The sequence below is a fragment of the Kitasatospora sp. McL0602 genome (assembly GCF_052076145.1).
Taxonomy (GTDB): domain Bacteria; phylum Actinomycetota; class Actinomycetes; order Streptomycetales; family Streptomycetaceae; genus Kitasatospora.
This window is the reverse complement of the sequence record NZ_CP197246.1, coordinates 7,401,608-7,417,742: the sequence shown is the minus strand read 5'-3', so window position 1 is coordinate 7,417,742 and position 16,135 is coordinate 7,401,608. Positions and strand designations below refer to the sequence as shown.

The 16,135-nt window shown below is 74.9% G+C and carries 13 protein-coding genes; 3 read left to right on the top strand and 10 right to left on the bottom strand.

Translation table 11 applies throughout. The features are described from left to right. Positions 1–79 precede the first annotated feature (79 nt). Entirely contained in the window at positions 80–991 is a 912-nt protein-coding gene (locus ACR68M_RS33515; RefSeq protein WP_441247919.1) for a carbon-nitrogen hydrolase family protein, read from the top strand. Positions 992–1,006: 15 nt separating this feature from the next. Here ACR68M_RS33515 and ACR68M_RS33510 read toward each other — a convergent pair whose 3' ends face one another. From ACR68M_RS33510 to ACR68M_RS33500, 3 genes are all read right to left on the bottom strand, one after another. After that, positions 1,007–1,627: a DJ-1/PfpI family protein gene (locus tag ACR68M_RS33510; RefSeq protein ID WP_441247918.1), complete on the bottom strand. Its 621-nt coding sequence runs from the start codon at positions 1,625–1,627 to the stop codon at positions 1,007–1,009. 69 nt (positions 1,628–1,696) lie between these two features. Beyond that, positions 1,697–2,392 (bottom strand): VOC family protein, encoded by a 696-nt coding sequence (locus ACR68M_RS33505; RefSeq protein WP_441247917.1) that lies wholly within the window; start codon positions 2,390–2,392, stop codon positions 1,697–1,699. 35 nt (positions 2,393–2,427) lie between these two features. Further along, on the bottom strand, positions 2,428–3,780 hold the full coding sequence (locus ACR68M_RS33500) for a tetratricopeptide repeat protein (protein ID WP_441247916.1): 1,353 nt from the start codon (positions 3,778–3,780) through the stop codon (positions 2,428–2,430). A gap of 146 nt (positions 3,781–3,926) precedes the next feature. On the opposite strand from ACR68M_RS33500, the gene ACR68M_RS33495 reads away from it, so the two are divergent. Both ACR68M_RS33495 and ACR68M_RS33490 read left to right on the top strand, forming a co-directional pair. Beyond that, the gene (locus tag ACR68M_RS33495) at positions 3,927–4,739 is read left to right on the top strand and encodes a neprosin family prolyl endopeptidase (protein WP_441247915.1); all 813 of its coding nucleotides are present in this window, start codon (positions 3,927–3,929) and stop codon (positions 4,737–4,739) included. Positions 4,740–4,856: 117 nt separating this feature from the next. After that, the gene (locus ACR68M_RS33490) at positions 4,857–5,651 is read left to right on the top strand and encodes a DUF4389 domain-containing protein (protein WP_441247914.1); all 795 of its coding nucleotides are present in this window, start codon (positions 4,857–4,859) and stop codon (positions 5,649–5,651) included. A 248-nt stretch (positions 5,652–5,899) separates the two neighbouring features. On the opposite strand, the gene ACR68M_RS33485 is transcribed toward ACR68M_RS33490, so the two are convergent. From ACR68M_RS33485 to ACR68M_RS33455, 7 genes are all read right to left on the bottom strand, one after another. Then, positions 5,900–7,060 (bottom strand): MAB_1171c family putative transporter, encoded by a 1,161-nt coding sequence (locus tag ACR68M_RS33485; protein WP_441247913.1) that lies wholly within the window; start codon positions 7,058–7,060, stop codon positions 5,900–5,902. Beyond that, positions 7,057–7,557 (bottom strand): ParH-like protein, encoded by a 501-nt coding sequence (locus tag ACR68M_RS33480; protein WP_441247912.1) that lies wholly within the window; start codon positions 7,555–7,557, stop codon positions 7,057–7,059. Before ACR68M_RS33480 ends, ACR68M_RS33485 begins: the two co-directional genes overlap by 4 nt. 78 nt (positions 7,558–7,635) lie before the next feature. Beyond that, positions 7,636–8,067 (bottom strand): XRE family transcriptional regulator, encoded by a 432-nt coding sequence (locus ACR68M_RS33475; RefSeq protein ID WP_441247911.1) that lies wholly within the window; start codon positions 8,065–8,067, stop codon positions 7,636–7,638. 135 nt (positions 8,068–8,202) lie between these two features. Continuing rightward, positions 8,203–9,039, bottom strand: coding sequence for a PhzF family phenazine biosynthesis protein (locus ACR68M_RS33470; RefSeq protein WP_441247910.1), 837 nt, complete (start codon positions 9,037–9,039; stop codon positions 8,203–8,205). Between the two features lie 79 nt (positions 9,040–9,118). Then, positions 9,119–10,132 (bottom strand): ABC transporter ATP-binding protein, encoded by a 1,014-nt coding sequence (locus ACR68M_RS33465; RefSeq protein ID WP_441247909.1) that lies wholly within the window; start codon positions 10,130–10,132, stop codon positions 9,119–9,121. Beyond that, the gene (locus tag ACR68M_RS33460; RefSeq protein ID WP_441247908.1) at positions 10,129–12,828 is read right to left on the bottom strand and encodes a hypothetical protein; all 2,700 of its coding nucleotides are present in this window, start codon (positions 12,826–12,828) and stop codon (positions 10,129–10,131) included. The genes ACR68M_RS33465 and ACR68M_RS33460 overlap by 4 nt, the downstream gene beginning before the upstream one ends. After that, entirely contained in the window at positions 12,825–16,121 is a 3,297-nt protein-coding gene (locus tag ACR68M_RS33455; protein ID WP_441247907.1) for an FtsX-like permease family protein, read from the bottom strand. The genes ACR68M_RS33460 and ACR68M_RS33455 overlap by 4 nt, the downstream gene beginning before the upstream one ends. Positions 16,122–16,135: the final 14 nt, after the last annotated feature.

Here is a 16,135-nt window from a genome sequence, read left to right as displayed (position 1 = left end):
GTCGGTTGTGGGGCCGATCAAGGGCTCCGCCGCGTTCGAATCGGCTCCGTCTGCCGGGCGCCTCCCGTATCGTCGCGGAGTGACCAGGACACTGCGGTTGGCCGTCGCACAGAGCACCGTCCCCACGGACCCGTCCGACGTGGCGGCGCTGCGGGCGAGCGGCGCGGAGATACGGGCGCTGGTGCGCCGGGCGAGCGAGGCCGGGGCACGGCTCGTGCAGTTCACGGAGGGGGCGTTGGTCTACCCGGACAAGCGGGTGATGTCCTCCGGCAGGCCCGGCGGACTCGGTGGGCCCGGCGAGCTGCTCGAGGCGGACTGGGGCCGGGCCGCCTGGGACGCGCTGCGCGAGGAGGCCGAGGCGGTGGCCGAGTTGGCGGGGCAGCTGGGGATATGGGTGGCGTTCGGCTCGGTCCACCCGCTCACGCCGCCGCACCGCCCGCACAACAGCCTCTACGTCGTCTCCGACCGGGGCCGGCTCGTCGCCCGCTACGACAAGCGCTTCCTCTCGCACGCGGAGGTGTCCCTGCTCTACACGCCGGGGACGGAGCCGGTGGTCTTCGAGGTGGACGGCTTCCGCTTCGGGGTCGCGCTGTGCATCGAGGCCAACTTCCCCGAGCTGTTCGCCGAGTACGAACGCCTGGGCGTCGACTGCGTGCTGCTGTCGGTGATGGCCGACGACGCGCCGCGTGCCGTGCTCGGCCAGGCCTACGCGACGCTGCACGGCTACTGGGTCGGCTATGCGATCCCGGCGCAGTTCAGCGCCACCGTGCCCTCCGGCATCGTCGCGCCGGGCGGCCGGTGGCTCGCCCGCTGCCCCGGCGACGGGCAGCCCGCGCTGGCCGTCGTGGACCTCGATCTGGACTCGCCGGACCCGGACATCGACGTGATGCTCCGGCTCGCCCGGCCGTGGCGACGGTCCGCCCGAGCCGGGCTCTACGAGGACAGGATCGTCCGGGGCGACCCGAGGAGCGACGCCCGGACGGCCTTCTGAGCCGGGAGCGGCCCGCTACGCCAGGGTGCGGGCCCGTTCCAGCACCTCGGCCGGGGCCTTGGCCACCGAGCCGGTGTCGTACGGGGGCTGCGGGTCGTACTCGGTGTAGAGCTGGATCGCCTGGGCGGTGGTGTCGTCGCTGAGCAGGGCGGCCAGCCGGATCGCCATGTCGATGCCCGAGGACACCCCGGCCGAGGTGATGATCCGGTCTTCCCGGACGACCCGTTCCGGGGTGTATACGGCGCCGTACGCCTCCAGCTCGTCGATCACGCCCCAGTGGCTGGTGGCGGTCAGGCCGTCCAGCAGGCCGGCCGCTCCGAGCACCAGGGCCCCGGTGCAGACCGAGGTGGTGAACCGGGTGCCCGCGTGGATGCGGCGGACCCAGTCGAGGAAGTCGGGGTCGGCCGCCAGGGTCCAGGCGCCTCCCCCGCCGGGGATCAGCAGGACGTCGCAGTGCTCCACCTCGGAGTACCTGGTCGGGACGTGCACCGGCAGGGCGCCCAGCACGTCCTGCACCAGGCCGGGTTCGGGCGCGACGAAGCGCACGGTGGCGCCGGGCACGTGCGCCAGGATCTCGTACGGGCCGATCGCGTCGAGCGGCTCGAAGCGGTCGAAGAGCGGGATCACGATGTCCATGCGCCGTATCCTAGCCAGAAGTTGATCAACCATCTCGGGGCAGGCCCAGAGGGTCGGTGAGGGCGGACGCTAACCCTCCCGGCCCTGCCAGGTCGTCACGCAGGCCTCGTTGCCCTCGGCGTCCGCGAGCACCCAGAAGGCCGGCGCCCGGAGTGCGGACAGCAGACGGCCACCGGCGACCAGCGCGGCGGCGATCCGCCGGGGAGCCTCGTCGTGCGGGACGCTGACGTCGAAGTGGATGCGGTTGCGGTCCGGCCGGGGCCGGTCCATCTGCTGGAACCAGACCGCCGGGCCCTGGCCGAGCGGGTCGACCAGCGGGTCCGTCGGCCCGTCGGCGCCCGCCTCGTCGGCGTAGCCCAGCACCGCCTGCCAGAACGGCCGGATCGCCGCGATGTCGAGCGCGTCGATCGCGATCTCCAGGAGTTGGACCGACCGTGGTGCGTCCGCGCCGAACCCGGGCTCCGTCCGGGCCCCGGCCTCGCGCACAACGCCGGAGATCCGCTCCGCGAGGTCGACATCGCGGGTGGTCACGGCGGCATGGTCCAGCGACTGGAGGGTGAACACGACCTGCTCGGGCCGGAGATCGACCCGCAGGTGCCGGTCGGCGTGCTCCCCGCACACCGCCACCGCCCTCGTCGCCAGCGCGGCCCCCTCCGCCAGCGACCCGACCGGGACGGAGGTCCGTACCGTGCCCACCAGGAAGCGCCAGCCCAGCTCACCGACCGCGTCCGAGGCTGCCGGTCCGTTCAACGTCTGCTGTTCCATGCCGACATCCTCGCAGCCCCCGCCCGGAAAGGTCCTCAGACCGGCGGCCCCGCCGGGGCCGGGCCGAGCGTCGTGGTGCCGGGGGTGGCGCGGTGGGCGAGGCCGGTGCGGTAGGTGTCGAGGGCGTCCTCGGGGCGGCCGGTGCGGCGCAGCAGGTCGCCGAGGAGGCGGCAGAGGTCGGCCAGGTCGGCTGCGGCGCCTGCGTGTTCGAGCAGGGTGAGGGCGGAGCGGTAGTGGTGTTCGGCGGCGGGGAGGTCGCCGCGTTCCTCGGCGATCAGGCCGAGCAGGCGGTGGGCGCCGCCGCCGTGGACGGCGCCGCGCTCGGGGGTGAGCTCGTCGAGGAGGTCGGTGAGCAGCTGTTCGGCCTCCTCGGGGCGGCCGCCGCGCCGCAGTACGTCGGCGAGTTCGACGTCGATCTGGCGGGTGTAGAGGGTGGCCCGGCGGTGGGCCAGGATGCCGCGTGCGGTGCGCAGTTCGTGCTCGGCGCGGTCCAGGTCGCCTTCCTGGGCGCGGAGGTAGCCGCGCATCCAGTGGCAGTGGGCGAGCTCGGTGCGGATCTGCAGCTGCTGGTAGAGCTCCTGAGCGCGGGCGAGCGAGGCGTCGGCCTCGGCGGCCCGGCCCTCGGCGAGCAGGGTGCGGGCGACACCCCGGTGCATCCGGGCGACGAGGGCGGGGTCGGCGACCTGCGGGGCCAGGGCGAGGGCGAGTTCGGCGGCGCGGGCGGCGCGGGGCTGGGCGCCGAGGTCCATGTACGGGGCGATCACGGCGGAGTAGAGCAGCAGCAGCGCGTGCGGATCGTGCAGGCCGCTCGCGTTGAGCTGGTCGATCGCGGTCTCCAGCAGGTAGCAGGCGTACCGCAGGTCTCCGGCGAGCAGGTGGGCGACGGCCCGGCCGCGCAGCGCGGGCACCCGCTGCGGGAGGGGCTGGTCGGCGAGCAGCCCCTCGGCGGCCTCGAAGTGGCCGATGGCCTCGGTGAGTTCGCCGGTCTCCAGGGCGCAGTCGCCGAGGCCGGTACGGGCTGCCGCCTCCTCGGCGGGCAGGGCGAGCTGTCCGGCCTCCTCGGCGAGGGCGGCGTACTGGGCGGCGGCCTCGGCGGGCTCTCCGGCGGCCAGCGTCTGGCGGGCGTCGGTGAGCCGCAGCCGCAGGCCGGTCGCCAGGTGGGCGGGTCTGCCGGTGGACAGCTCCTCGAAGCTGACGCCGAGCCGGTCGGCCAGGTAGCGGAGCGCGGCCTCGGAGGGGCTGACCTTGCCGGCCTCCAGGGTGGAGATGTAGGCGGCGGTGTAGCCGGGCTCGGCGAGGGCGCGCTGGGTGAGGCCACGGTCGGTGCGCAGCCGCAGCACCCGGGCCCCGATCTCGGTGCCCGCACCGCGCGTGGTCCGCTCCGCCATGGCTCTCCTCCTGCTGCTCACCCCGCCGACGGTCGCTCAGCGTAGCGGCTCCGGGCTCTTGTGCCGTCGGGTACGGCAGGACTAGCTTAACCCTCGCCATAAACGGAGTTACACCCCCACTCAACTCGTCTCCCGGGAGCCCCCACATGCGGATAGGCCGCACGATCCTCAGTGGCACCACCACCCTGCTCGCCGCCCTCGGCCTCCTGACGGCCACCACCCCGGCCCAGGCCGCCACCCTGGCGCCCCGGCCCCCGGCCGCCACCGCGGGCACCGGCCCGGTCTGCTGGTTCGGCGCGTGCTACGACTACGTGTCCGGCCGTCAGATCACCGACACGGCGGGCGCGAGCGTGCGGATGCTGCAGAGCGCCCCCGAGATCAAGCCCGGCGACACCGAGTCGCACTCGCTCCAGGAGCTGGCCCTGCAGTCCGCCGACCGCAAGTCCACCGTCGAGATCGGCTGGACGGTGGACCTCGGCCTGAACGGCGACACCCGCCCGCACCTCTTCGTCTACCACTGGGTCGACGGCGCCGAGAGCTGCTACAACGGCTGCGGCTTCGTGCAGGTCTCCCGGTCGGCGAAGGCCGGGATGACGGTCGGGGCCGGGTCCTCCGCGCGGTTCGCGATCCAGAACGTCAAGGGCGACTGGTGGGTCTTCTACAACGACCAGGCCGTCGGCTACTTCCCCGGCTCGCTCTGGAACGGGGCGTACAACCGCGCCCAGGTCGTCACCGCCTTCGGCGAGGTCGCCCACGCCGCCGGCGCGACCTGCGAGGACATGGGCGACGGCTGGGCCGCCGACTCCCGGCGCTCCTCCTGGATCGACTCCTACTACCTGGTCGGCGCCACCGACTCCCCCGCTCTGACGGTCAGCGCCACCAGCCCCGAGCTCTACTCCTCGGCGAGCCCCACGGCGACCTCCTTCCACCTCGGCGGCGCGGGCTCCGGCAGCTGCTGACCCCTCATCGGGCCGACCTGACCCTCCGTCGGCCGCTGCCACCGCGCCGTCGGCGCGCGCTCCTGCCACCGTGGGAGGGAGCACCCCCACAGCTCTCCCACGGTGGAAGGAACACGCATGGCAGCGGCAGGCGGTTGGCACGTCCCGGAGGCGGCAGGAAAGTCGGCGGAGTGGCTGCCGACGCTCGACATCCCCGAACCCACACCGCAGCGCAGGCTCACGGTGCTGCTGCGCTGGCTCCTGCTGCTGCCGCACTTCCTGGTGCTGCTGGTGCTCTCGGTGGTGGCGACAGTCACGGTCGTGCTCGGCTGGTTCGCCGCCCTGGTGCTGGGCCGGCTGCCCGATCCGTTCGCCCGCCTCCTTACCGGCTACGTCGGCTACGTCACCCGGCTCGGCGCGAGCGCGATGCTGCTCGTCGACACCTACCCGCCGTTCGCGCTGCACGCCCCGGGCTACCCCGTGCAGATCGAGCTGCGTCCCGGCCCGCTCAACCGGCTCGCCGTGTTCTTCCGGATCATCCTGATCTTCCCGGCGGCGGTCATCCAGAGCCTGGCCACCACCGGCTGGGGCGTCCTGGCAGTGCTGAGCTGGCTGGTGGTGCTGATCACCGGGCGGGCACCCCGGCCGCTGTTCGAGGCGACCGCCGCCACCCTGCGGTACTCGATGCGGTACAACGCGTACGGGCTGCTGCTCACCCCCGCCTACCCGAAGCGGCTGTTCGGCGACACCGAGCCGTACGCCCCCGAGGAGATCCGCTCGGCAACCCGCCCGCTGCGGATGAGCACGTGGGGCACCGCCCTGCTCGTCGTCTACCTGGTGGCGGGGGTCATGGGCAACATCAGCTACTCGTTCACCACGGACGAGAGCGACCACGGCTACTCGGCGCACCCGGCCCCGGCCGCACGGCGCTGACCCGCCCGACTGCCGCTGCCTCCTTCCCCGGTGACGGTCGGTCGGGCAGCTGAGATGGATTCGGTACTAGCTCCATCCGCGGCAGCTGACATAGTCTGAGCCCCGACACCGTACGGCCCCTGACGGGAGGCCCCGGTCCGACCGCCGGTGAACCCCGGCAGGCCGGTCCACCCGGCGCCTCCACTCGGCCCGCCCCGCCCCGGCGATCCCACCCGGGCAGGGCGGGCCGCTCCCACTGCTTGCGCAGGCTACGACCGCAGCTCCGCGCGGACTCGGCGGCGCACCTCCGCCACGGCGGTCGAGCCGGTGAACGCCGCGGCGATGAGCAGCAGCCTCGCGGTCTCCTCGGCCAGTTCGGCGCGGACCTCGGGCGCCCGGTAGCCGGCCCCCGGGAAGCGGTGCCCGGCGGTGGCGGCCTCCACTGCGGCCGCTATCACCGCGGCCTCCACCTCGGCCGAGCGGGCTTCGCCACCGGCCCACTCCACCGCTCTCGGGTGCACGTAGGAGCGGAGGGCGAGCTGCCCGTCGCGGATCTCTATCACCCGGCGGTAGAGCGCGAACTGGACGCTGCGGCCCCAGGGTGAGGCCTCGCCGTCCAGTGCGATCTCCGGGCGGACGGCGTGCAGTGCCGCCCAGAGCGGCCCGAGCCGCCGGTAGCTGTGCCAGGCCCGCAGCCAGCGCACCGGCGCGGCCGCCTGCCGCCCCCAGGCCGTCAGCGTCGCACCGCCGAGCCCGAGCGTCAGGGTCAGCACCGCGAGTGGCGCCGACAACACGTCCTCGGCGGTGTTCTGACGGCCCGTCATGACCAGCCCACTGAGCTGGATGAGCTCGGCCAGGGCCCACAGCAGCCCGCTCGTGCCGCCCGCCGCGACCAGCCGCAGGCCCGTCCGCAGCAGCCCCGGCGGCACCTGCCGGGCGGAGCGGCGGACCACCAGCGTGAACAGGCCGACGCACCAGAGGGTGTAGGAGACGAAGGCCCCGTCGTACGCCACCAGCGCCGCCCGCCCGGCCGGCCCGTGCGCGATCAGCACGCTCCCTGCCTGCGACGCACCCGACGCCAGGTAGCAACCCGCCTCGAACGTCAGCAGCCCGGCAAGCAGCGCCAGTTGGGGCCTGGTCGCGCCACCGCCCCGGATGTCGTACGCCATCGCGGCCAGGCAGGCGACCGCGATCAGCCGGGACTCCGTGCCGAGCAGCGGCAGGGCCCGCCAGAGCGGCGGCCAGTCGGCGGCCGCCGCGACCGTGGCCGGGGCGAGCAGCGCGGCCGAGGTGCCCATGCTGGCGGCGAAGCCGACCACAAGCCCGCCCCGGGAGCCCCCACTGCCGGAGAGCCCGCCGCCGGACCAGAGCCGGCAGAGCACGGCCAGCAGGGCGACCAGGCTGGTCAGCAGCCCGGCGACGTCGATCACGCGCCGTGCCGGGGCACGTCGAAGAACGAGCCAAGCCGGGCCACCGTGTCCGCCTCCCCGCCCGGTTGGGCGACCGGCAGCTCGGCGACCGGCCCGCCACCGAGGCTCACCCGGTGCATCACCAGCGAGGCGAACAGCTCCGCCTCGCGCTCCTGCACCTCGGTGTACGCGTCGCGACCGAGCACCCGGCGCACCAACTGCCCGGACAGGTGCGGCAGCAGAGTCTCCGTCACACCAGGCCCCAGACCCGCGCCGCCTTGGTGGCCGCAGAGCAGATGGCCGACCTCGTGCAGCACGATGTGCCGCTGGTGCAGCGGCGTGGTGTCGGCCGGGTACCCGATGTACTCAGCCTGGTCGGTACTCACCAGCACCCCGCACGGGCCGAACGACCCGGCGGGCAGCGGGATGAACTCGACCGGGCGGCCCATCCGTTCGGAGAGCGCCCGCGTCAGCTCCGCCAGCTCGAACGGCTCCGGCAGCGTCAAGGTCGCCGCCATCCGGCGGCACCGCCGCCACAGCGCGTTCCGGCCCCACCCCACACCCCACCACCTCGAACGTCGACCGATCTGCCGCCATCACTCCGCGCGCCGGGCCGCCGCCTCCCGCTCACGGCGCGCGATCGCCTCGATCATGTCGGTGATCGTGCCCAGGCCGTCCGGCGAGAGCGTCACCGCGCGGAGCGCGACCTCCCGGACGCCGGCGTCGCGCAGGGCGCCCAGCAGCGTCAGCTCCTCGGCGATCCTGGCACCCTGCTCGTCCTCGAAGAAGTACGCCGGCGGCACCTCGAAGAACTGGGCCAGCGCCTCCAGATGACGCTTCGTCGGGTTGTCCCGGCGGCCGGTGCGCAGCTGCCACAGGTAGGTGGTCGAGAAGCTCTCGCCGCTCGCCTCCCGACAGGACCGGGCCACCTCCTCGTTGCTGAAGGAGTCACCGCCCGGCCGCCGCACGATCCGGAACAGCCGGTCGATCCGCTCGGCGAGCGAATCCCCCTCGGTCACCTCGGTCACCACCACTCTTCTCCCCGCTTCCTGTTGCCCTCATCGTAGTCCGCCAGGGCACCCCGGACTGCCCTCACGGACCTGCTCTGCGCCGTAGCCTACGGCCCCCGGCGCCGGTGCCGACAGGCCGGTCCGGCCCCGGCCTCAGCTCTCGTACGGGACGGCCGTGCCCGTGACGGCGATGCCGGTGCCCGGGGCCTGCGGGATCGTCACGGTGATGGTGCTGGGGCGGCCGAGGTCGTACCCCTGGTGGACGGTCAGCACGGCCGGGGCGAGCCCGAGTTCGCGGAGGTAGCCGCCGAGGGCCGCTGCGGCGGCGCCCGTCGCCGGGTCCTCGACGACGCCGCCGGGCGGGAAGGGGTTGCGGGCGTGGAACAGCGTCGGCGACTCACGGTGGACGAGGTCCACGGTCGTCCAGCCGTGGCGCTGCATCAGGGTGGCGAGCGCGTCGTAGTCGTAGTCCAGCTCTGCCAGCCGGGCCCGGGTGGCGGCCGCGACGACAGGGTGCCAGGCCCCCGCGTACGCGACGCGCGGCGGCAGCTCCGGGTCGAGGTCGGCGGCCGACCAGCGGAGGGCGGCGAGGAGTTCGGCGAGGTCCCCGTCGGCGAGCGGCTCGGTGCGCGGCGGCACGCTGACCAGCGTCGCGCCGACGGTGCCGTCCGGGGAGGCGCTGGTGGAGACGGCGATCTCGCCGGCCAGGGTGTTCAGCAGCAGCTCGCCGACGCCGTGGCGGTGGGCGTGGGCGACGGCCGTCGCGATGGTCGCGTGCCCGCAGAACGGCACCTCGGCCAGCGGGCTGAAGTAGCGGACGTCCAGGCGCCCGCCGCCGCGCGGCACCACGAAGGCGGTCTCCGAGAAGCCGACCTCGGCGGCCGTCGCCTGCATCGTCGGCTCGTCGAGGTGCTCGGCGTCGAGCACCACCCCGGCCGGATTCCCGCCGGACGGGTCGTCGGTGAAGGCCACGTAGCGCAAAAGATCCATTCCAGGACGCTACCGGGGCGGCCGACGGGGCGTCAAAGCCCCGCCGACCGCCCCGCACGGCCTCACCGGCCGGCGCCGGTCAGCCGTGGTCGTCGGAGTGGTCGTCGGGGTGCACGGCGATGTGGTCGGCCGCCAGGTCGACGGCGACCCGGTGCTCCATCCCCAGCGCCGCCAGGAACTTGGCGGGCAGCTGGACCCGGCCGGTGCGGTCCAGCATCACGTACTCGCGCTCGCTCACCGACTCCTCGCCGTGCTCGTCGGTGACGGTGCGGCGCAGCACCTCGCTGCTGGTGCGGCCGTCGCGGATGGCGACGGTGCGGCGGACCTCGCCCGCGACCATCGGGTCGTGGGTGACGATCACGACGGTGGCGCCCATCTCGCGGTTGACGGTGCGGAAGGCGTCGAAGACGCCCGCCGCGGTCTCCGAGTCGAGCTCGCCGGTGGGTTCGTCGGCGAGCACGACGGCCGGGTTGTTGGCCATCGCCACGGCGATCGCCACCCGCTGCTGCTGGCCGCCGGAGAGCTGGGCGGGGCGGCGGTCGGCGAGGTCGCCGATGTCGAGGGCCTCGAGGAGTTCGGCGACCCGGGCCGTCTGCCTGGCGGCGGCGCCCCGGCTGCGGCGGTCCCCGCGCAACTGCATCGGGAGGGCGATGTTCTGACTGGCCGTCAGGAATGGGAACAGGTTGCGGGCGGTCTGCTGCCAGATGAAGCCGACCACGTCGCGGCGGTAGCGCAGGCGCTCCTTGGCGGTCATCGCGAGCAGGTCCGCCCCGGCGACGGTGGCCCGTCCGGCGGTGGGGCTGTCGAGGCCGGCCAGGATGTTCAGCAGGGTCGACTTGCCGCTGCCGGAGGCGCCGACCAGTGCGACCAGGTCGCCCGGGTCGACCAGCAGGTCGAGGCCCTGGAGGGCCTGCACCTCGATCCGCTCGGCGGTGAAGATCCGCACCAGGCGGTCGCAGGCGATGACGGCGTCGGCGCCGTAGGCGCGCGGCGCGGCGGCGGCGAGCGCCCGGTCCTGGAGCTCCGCCAGGGTGGGGGTGGCAGTGGGGGTGGCGGTCGGGGCCGTGACGGCGCCCTCGGGCTGGCTGTTCAACGGCTGTCTCCCGCTCTCAACTCGGTGGTGATCTGTCGTCGGCCGAAGACGGCGGCTTCGGCGAGCACGCCCAGGGCGATCAGCGCGGCGAGGCCGAGCGCCTGGGTGAGCACGGGGAGGGCTGCGGGTGACAGCCCGGTGGCCACGGCGGTGCCGACCATCGCGGAGAGGTCGACGGCGGGCCCGAGCAGGGCCACCGAGCCCGCCGCGACCAGTGCGCCCACGGCGGTGGCGGTGAAGGCCTGTGGCAGCGCCTCGACCAGGATCAGGGCCAGGCCCTCGCGGGGCCGCAGGCCCATGGTGCGCAGCCTGGCCAGCAGCGCGGCGCGGTCGGGCGCGGCGCGGACGAGGGCGAGCAGGACGGCCAGCAGGGCGAATCCGGCAGCCGCGAGGACGGCGGACCAGAAGAGCCGCTCGGCGTTGTGCTGGAGCGGGTCGCGTCCGAGCTCGGCCGCCTCGGCGCCGCTGGTGCGCAGCTGTGCCTGGGTCTTGCCGAGCAGCGCGCGCAGCCGGTCCACGTCGGGGTTGCCGAGTGCGAACCACTGGGTGGGCTTGCCGACTTCGGCGAGCTGGGCGGTGGCCGGACCGGCCGGGACCATCACGACGGGGGTCTTGGAGCCCACCACGGTGGGCGTGTCGGCGATCGTCCCGGCCATCCGGGCCCGGAGTTCGCCGCCGTCGTTGAGCTGGAGCTTGAGGGTGCCGGTGAAGCTCGCGGCGACGTCCGGGGTGACGAGGGCGGGCAGCACGCCGTCGGCGCCGGGGGCGCCGCCGAGCACGGCCGGGTCGATGGCCGCGTGGCCGGTCGAGCGGGCGATCGCGGCGTAGCGGACGGGGTCGACGGCGAGCACCGTGATGCGACCGTTCGCCAGGTTCTCGGAGCCGGTGGCGAGGACCTCGTCCTGCGTCCAGACGGCGGTGGCGTCGTGGGCGCCGGGCAGTGCGGCGGCCGCGGCGGCGAAGCCGTCGGGCAGTGGCAGGCCGTCCTTGGTGACCACGGAGACGTCGGCGCCGACACCGTGACGGGCCGCCTGGTGGCGGGCGGTGGTGATGGCGCCGAGTGCGGTGGCGCCGAATCCGGCGGTGGTGACGGCGAGCACCAGGGCGAACAGCGGTAGTACGGAAGGCCGGGGGTTGGTGCCGGTGCCCCGGGCGGCGCGGGCGAGGCCGAGGAAGCCGATCAGGCCGGGGCGGCGGCCCGTCCAGCGGGCGAGACCGCCGACCAGCGCCGGTTGGATCCGGGCCAGTGCGAGCGCTCCGGTGAGGGCGAGCAGCAGTGGGGCGCAGACCAGCAGGAGGTCCAGGCCCTGCCCGGCGGGGGCGACGCCTCGGCGCCGGAGCTCGAACACGGCTGCCGAGGTGGCGGCCAGGACGAGGAGCTCGGCGACCGGTCGGCGGCGCCCGGCGGCGCGGCCCGACAGGAACTTCGGGACGGTGACCCGCAGCGGGAAGGCGCACAGGGCGAACAGGCCGGTCGCGGTGGCCGCCAGGGCGGCGGCGCCCCAGCGTGGCGTGGGCAGCAGCAGGAGGGCGAGCGCGGCGGCTCCGAGGGCGGCGGGGAGGGTGGTGACGGCGCTCTCGGCGAGGAGTCTGCGCAGGACGCCGGTGCGTGAGCCGCCTCGGGCGGAGAGCAGCTCCAGCTCCGCCTTCCGTCGGTCGGCGGCGAGCGCGGCGGCCAGGCAGAGCACCACGACGGCGACGCCGATGGCCCCGGCGGGGCCGATCGCGGCGAGCGGGGCCGCGGCGGCCTGCCGGGCCCTGGCCTGGCCGAACAGTTCGGGGAGTTGGGAGGTGATCCGCAGGTCGGCGCGGCCGGTGGCGACGACCAGCGCACTGGCGTCCGGCCCGGCGATCAGCCCGGCCGCCTCGTGCTCGGTGTCGGCGAGCTGGTCGGCGCGCAGGGCGTCGGTGTCCACGGGCAGGCGCCAGAAGTCCTCCGCCTGTTCGCCCCAGGAGGCCAGGGCGGCGAGCGAACCGGGGCCGACGACTCCGGCGGTGCGCCAGTAGAAGAGCGGGGGCTCGCCCTTCTTGGGGTCGGTGTGGGCCGCGCAGGCTCTGGCGAGGCAGGGCAGGTCCGCCCAGAACGGGTCCGCCGTGTCGTTCACGGTGTAGAGGCCGACGATGGTGACGCGCTGCGGGCCGTGCAGCCCCGAGCCGCCGTCGAGCACCGCGCCGAGCTTGGTGCCCAGGGTCCGGGCGGCGGCGTCGGAGATCGCGATCGGCACCGTGCCGTCGCTGACGCTGCCGGTCGGCCACTGCCCGGCGACCAGCCGGGCATGGGCGGCGACGTCGTGCAGGTAGAGCAGGTCGAGCTTGGGTGACACGAATTCGGGGCGGGCGAGTTCGGGGTTGCCGAGGTCGCGGGCCTTCATCGCCCGGGTGCCGTAGACGGGGCCGCCGGGTGCCAGCCGCAGGGTGCCGTGGACGCGGTCGACGAGTTGGCCCGCGATGTGGTCCAGGTCGGCGGCCTTCGGATCCCAGAACGACGGGGCGGTCGCCAACAGGCTGCCGGCTGCCGGGCCGCTGTCCCGCAGGTACTGGCGCAACGCCTGGTCGGCGCCACGGTCCAGGGCCCGGGGCAGCGCGGCGGCGAAGAAGACCAGGCCGAAGGCGAGTGCGGCGGCCAGCAGCGCTGCGGCGCGAGCCGAGCGCAGTCTCGTCCGGACCCAGGGGGCGGTGGGGCTCGGGCTGGTCACATCTCCTCCACGTACCGCAGGCGGGCGACGAGGTCACGGCTTCGGCGGCCGCCGAAGAAGGCGGACAGCAGGGGGACCGTGGCGGTCGCGGCGGTGAGCGCGAGCGCCTGGCCGAGCGGGAGGGTGATGACGGCCTCCGGGACGGGCCGCTGAGCGGCGGAGGTGAGCATGACCAAGGGGATCACCAGGTGGACGAGGAGGGCGCCGAGCCCGAGCCCGACGGCCGAACCGAGGCCGACCAGCAGGCTCTGTTCGAGGGCGACGGTGCGGGTGAGTTGGCGCCGTGGGGCGCCCAGGGCCAGCAGCACGGCGAACTCGGCGGCCCGTTCGGCGCGGGCGGCGGCCGAGGCGGCGGCGAAGCCGATCGCGGCGAGCAGCCCGGCGACGGCGGTCAGCGCGGCGAGGGCGCTCTGCGGCGCTGCGCTCAGCGGGTCGTCGAGCAGTGCGGTGGCGGTCTCGTCGCGCAGTTGCAGGCTCTGCGAGGCGGCCGAGGCGCGCAGGGCGTCGGCCGCCTTGCCGGGCACGGGGTCGGTCGGGGAGTCGGCGGGCAGCCACCACTCGCCGGGGGTGGGGCCGTCCTGCCCGGCTGCCGTGAGCAGTCGCCCGACGGTGGCGTAGTCGACGACCAGTGCGGTCGTCCCGGCGACCGGCAGGGCGTCGACGGCGGCAGTGATCCGGGCCTTCAGGAGGCCGTTGCCGAGCGGGAGTTTGACGGTGTCGCCGATTGAGGCGCCGATCGCCGCCAGATAGCTCCGGGTGGCGAGGGCGGGCACCACGGTGTCCTCGTTCGCCGTGGGGGTGATGGTCGAGCTGACGCTGGCCGAGATCATCGCGTCGGCCTGGTAGCGGACCTTGAGCAGCCGCTGCTGGTCGGCCGGGGCCGGGTCGACGTCGACGGCCTCCGTGGATCCACCGCGACCGGCCTGGGCGGTGCCCTGCCAGGTGAGCCCGGTGGGCGGGTTGGCGGGCGTGCCTGCGCCGTCGGGTGTGTCGGAGACGGTGATCCGGCCGAGCGTCAGTTCACCGCCGATGGTCTCGCCGTTGTCGCCGCCGGCCGCGACCACGACTCCGGTCAGAGTGAGCGGGAATGCGGCCGAGCCGAGCGGTGCGTCGGTCAGCGAGCCGAGGTCGACGGAGACCTTGCCGACCCCCTCGTCGGCCGGTGGCGGGGCGAGCACCCGGTAGTTGACGCCGTACCGGTCACGCAGCAGGAAGGCGAGCGAGGGGGCGGGCGCCGGGCCGGGCAGCGGCACCGGCCCGCCGGGGAAGGTGAGCACGCTGTGCATGGTGGTGTGCACGCCGACCTCGGCGTCCAGCCGGACGGGGTGGCCGGGCAGCGGGATCCCGGCCTTGCCTGCGACGGGCCGGGCGAGCGGGCCGAAGAGCTCCCGGGCGGTACGGCCGCCGATGAGGTCGCCCCGGATGGAGAGGTGGTCGGCGGCAGCGGCCGCGTCCAGTGCCATGACCTGTCCGGTGGTGCCACCGGGCAGCACTTCCGGGGCTTTCGTCACCGGTATCAGCCGGTCGCCGCCGGGCAGCGCGCCGAAGAGCCCGCCCTGCCCCATCGGGGCGACGGAGGAGCCGGAGATCCGCAGGCCGCCGGCGGTCGCGAAGTCGGCCTGGTCGTGCTGCGAGGCGGTCCAGGCGGAGCGTTGGCCGAGCGCGAGCACGCCGGTGGCGACGGCCAGCACCAGCAGCAGGACGGGGCCCGAGGCCCTCCCCGGGCGGCGGGCCAGCTGCCAGCCGACCAGAGCGCCGGTCAGGCCCCGGCCCCGGGCGGCGAGCAGCCCGCCGAGCCTGGCCGCGTACGGGAGGACCCGCAGCAGCAGGACAGTGCCCGCGCAGAGCGCGAGGGTGGGGGCGGCGATCAGTACGGGGTCGACACCGAGCTCTCCGGAGGCGTCCGCCGAGAGGCCGCCGCCGCCGTAGTGGGCGAGTTGCTGGTAGGCGAGGACCGCCAGCACGAGCAGCGCGAGGTCGGCGCCGGAGCGCGCTGCGCCGGCGACCAGCGCTTGGCGCCGGCCGGCCCGGCGCAGGGTGGCGGTGCCCGCGTTGCGCAGCAGTGGGGGCACCACGGTGAGGATGACGCAGGCCAGGGCGCAGGCCGCTGCGACCGGCCAGGCGACGGCGGGCAGCGAGGTGTCGAGCGGCACCTGGGCGAGCGGCCCGAGGCTGCCGAGCAGCCGGATCAGCAGTGGGGTGAGCAGCGGCGCGAGCACGGCGGCGGGCAGGGCGAGCAGCACGGCCTCGGTCGCGGTGAAGGCGCCGAGCCTGCGGCGGGCGGCGCCGCGTGCGGTGAGCAGCGCGTTCTCGCCCGCCTGACGGTCCGTCATCAGGTGGACGACGAGCAGCAGGGCGGCGGCGGCGAGCACGGCGAGCTGGAGTGCGCCGATCAGCAGGGCGGAGCGGGCGACCAGCGCGCCCGACTTGAGGTCGCCGAGCGCGCCGGCGATCTCGCTGCGGACCTGGAGGCCGGTGCTGCCCTGGAAGGCGTGTTCCTCGGCGGTGTCCTGGGCGCGGAGTGCGTCCGCCTGGTCGGCGGTGACGGTGGCGAAGTCCGTGTCGACCAGCCAGCTCCGGCCGCCCTGCGGCAGGCGGCCGGTGGTGAAGGCGGTGTCGTCCACCAGCATCGGGCCATAGGTGGTGAAGCCCATCACCTGGACGCCGTGCCCGCCGAGCGGGTCGAGCCGCCAGTAGTCGGCGGCCCGGTCGGCGGGTCGGTAGACGCCGGTGATCCTGACGGTCACGGGGGCGCCGCCGTAGCGGTCGTCGAGGCGCAGTTCGGCGGGCAGGGAGGTGGCGGTGAGGCCGAGTCGGCCCAGGGTGCTCTGCGGTACGGCGACCTCGACCGGCGCTCCGGGGGCTCCGGCGGCTCCTCCGACGGTCTGCGGCCAGGCGCCTGCGGCGAGCCGGACGCGGCTGTGGTCGAGGGAGGCCAGGATGGTCAGGTCGGCGCTCTTGCCCGGCTTCTTCGGGTCGGCGGGCAGGCCGTAGGAGTGGCTGCGGGCGACGCTCTGGACGGTGTGCGGCAGGCGCCCGAAAAGACCGTCGGCGAATTGTGCGACTGCTTCGTCGTCCTTCGGACGGGCCCCGAACTCGTGGTCACCACTGATCAGCACGGTGGTGCGCGAATGGCTGGAACCTTGCAGTGCCTGGCGCAAACCCGCCTGACCCACCGTCCGGTTGAACGCCACCAGTGCGGTCAGTACGGCCGTCGTGATCAAGGCTGTGAGCAGCACGGACGCAGCCAACGGCAGCCGTCCGCGTAGGCGGCGCAGCACAAAGCCGAGCATCCGACACCTCCCCC

Excerpts from the sequence above, each read along its gene's own strand:
- ACR68M_RS33510 (WP_441247918.1), bottom strand. The coding sequence starts at position 1,627 with ATGGACATCGTGATCCCGCTCTTCGACCGCTTCGAGCCGCTCGACGCG.
- ACR68M_RS33505 (WP_441247917.1), bottom strand. The coding sequence starts at position 2,392 with ATGGAACAGCAGACGTTGAACGGACCGGCAGCCTCGGACGCGGTCGGT.
- ACR68M_RS33500 (WP_441247916.1), bottom strand. The coding sequence starts at position 3,780 with ATGGCGGAGCGGACCACGCGCGGTGCGGGCACCGAGATCGGGGCCCGG.
- ACR68M_RS33495 (WP_441247915.1), top strand. The coding sequence starts at position 3,927 with ATGCGGATAGGCCGCACGATCCTCAGTGGCACCACCACCCTGCTCGCC.
- ACR68M_RS33490 (WP_441247914.1), top strand. The coding sequence starts at position 4,857 with ATGGCAGCGGCAGGCGGTTGGCACGTCCCGGAGGCGGCAGGAAAGTCG.
- ACR68M_RS33480 (WP_441247912.1), bottom strand. The coding sequence starts at position 7,557 with ATGGCGGCGACCTTGACGCTGCCGGAGCCGTTCGAGCTGGCGGAGCTG.
- ACR68M_RS33470 (WP_441247910.1), bottom strand. The coding sequence starts at position 9,039 with ATGGATCTTTTGCGCTACGTGGCCTTCACCGACGACCCGTCCGGCGGG.
- ACR68M_RS33455 (WP_441247907.1), bottom strand. The coding sequence starts at position 16,121 with ATGCTCGGCTTTGTGCTGCGCCGCCTACGCGGACGGCTGCCGTTGGCT.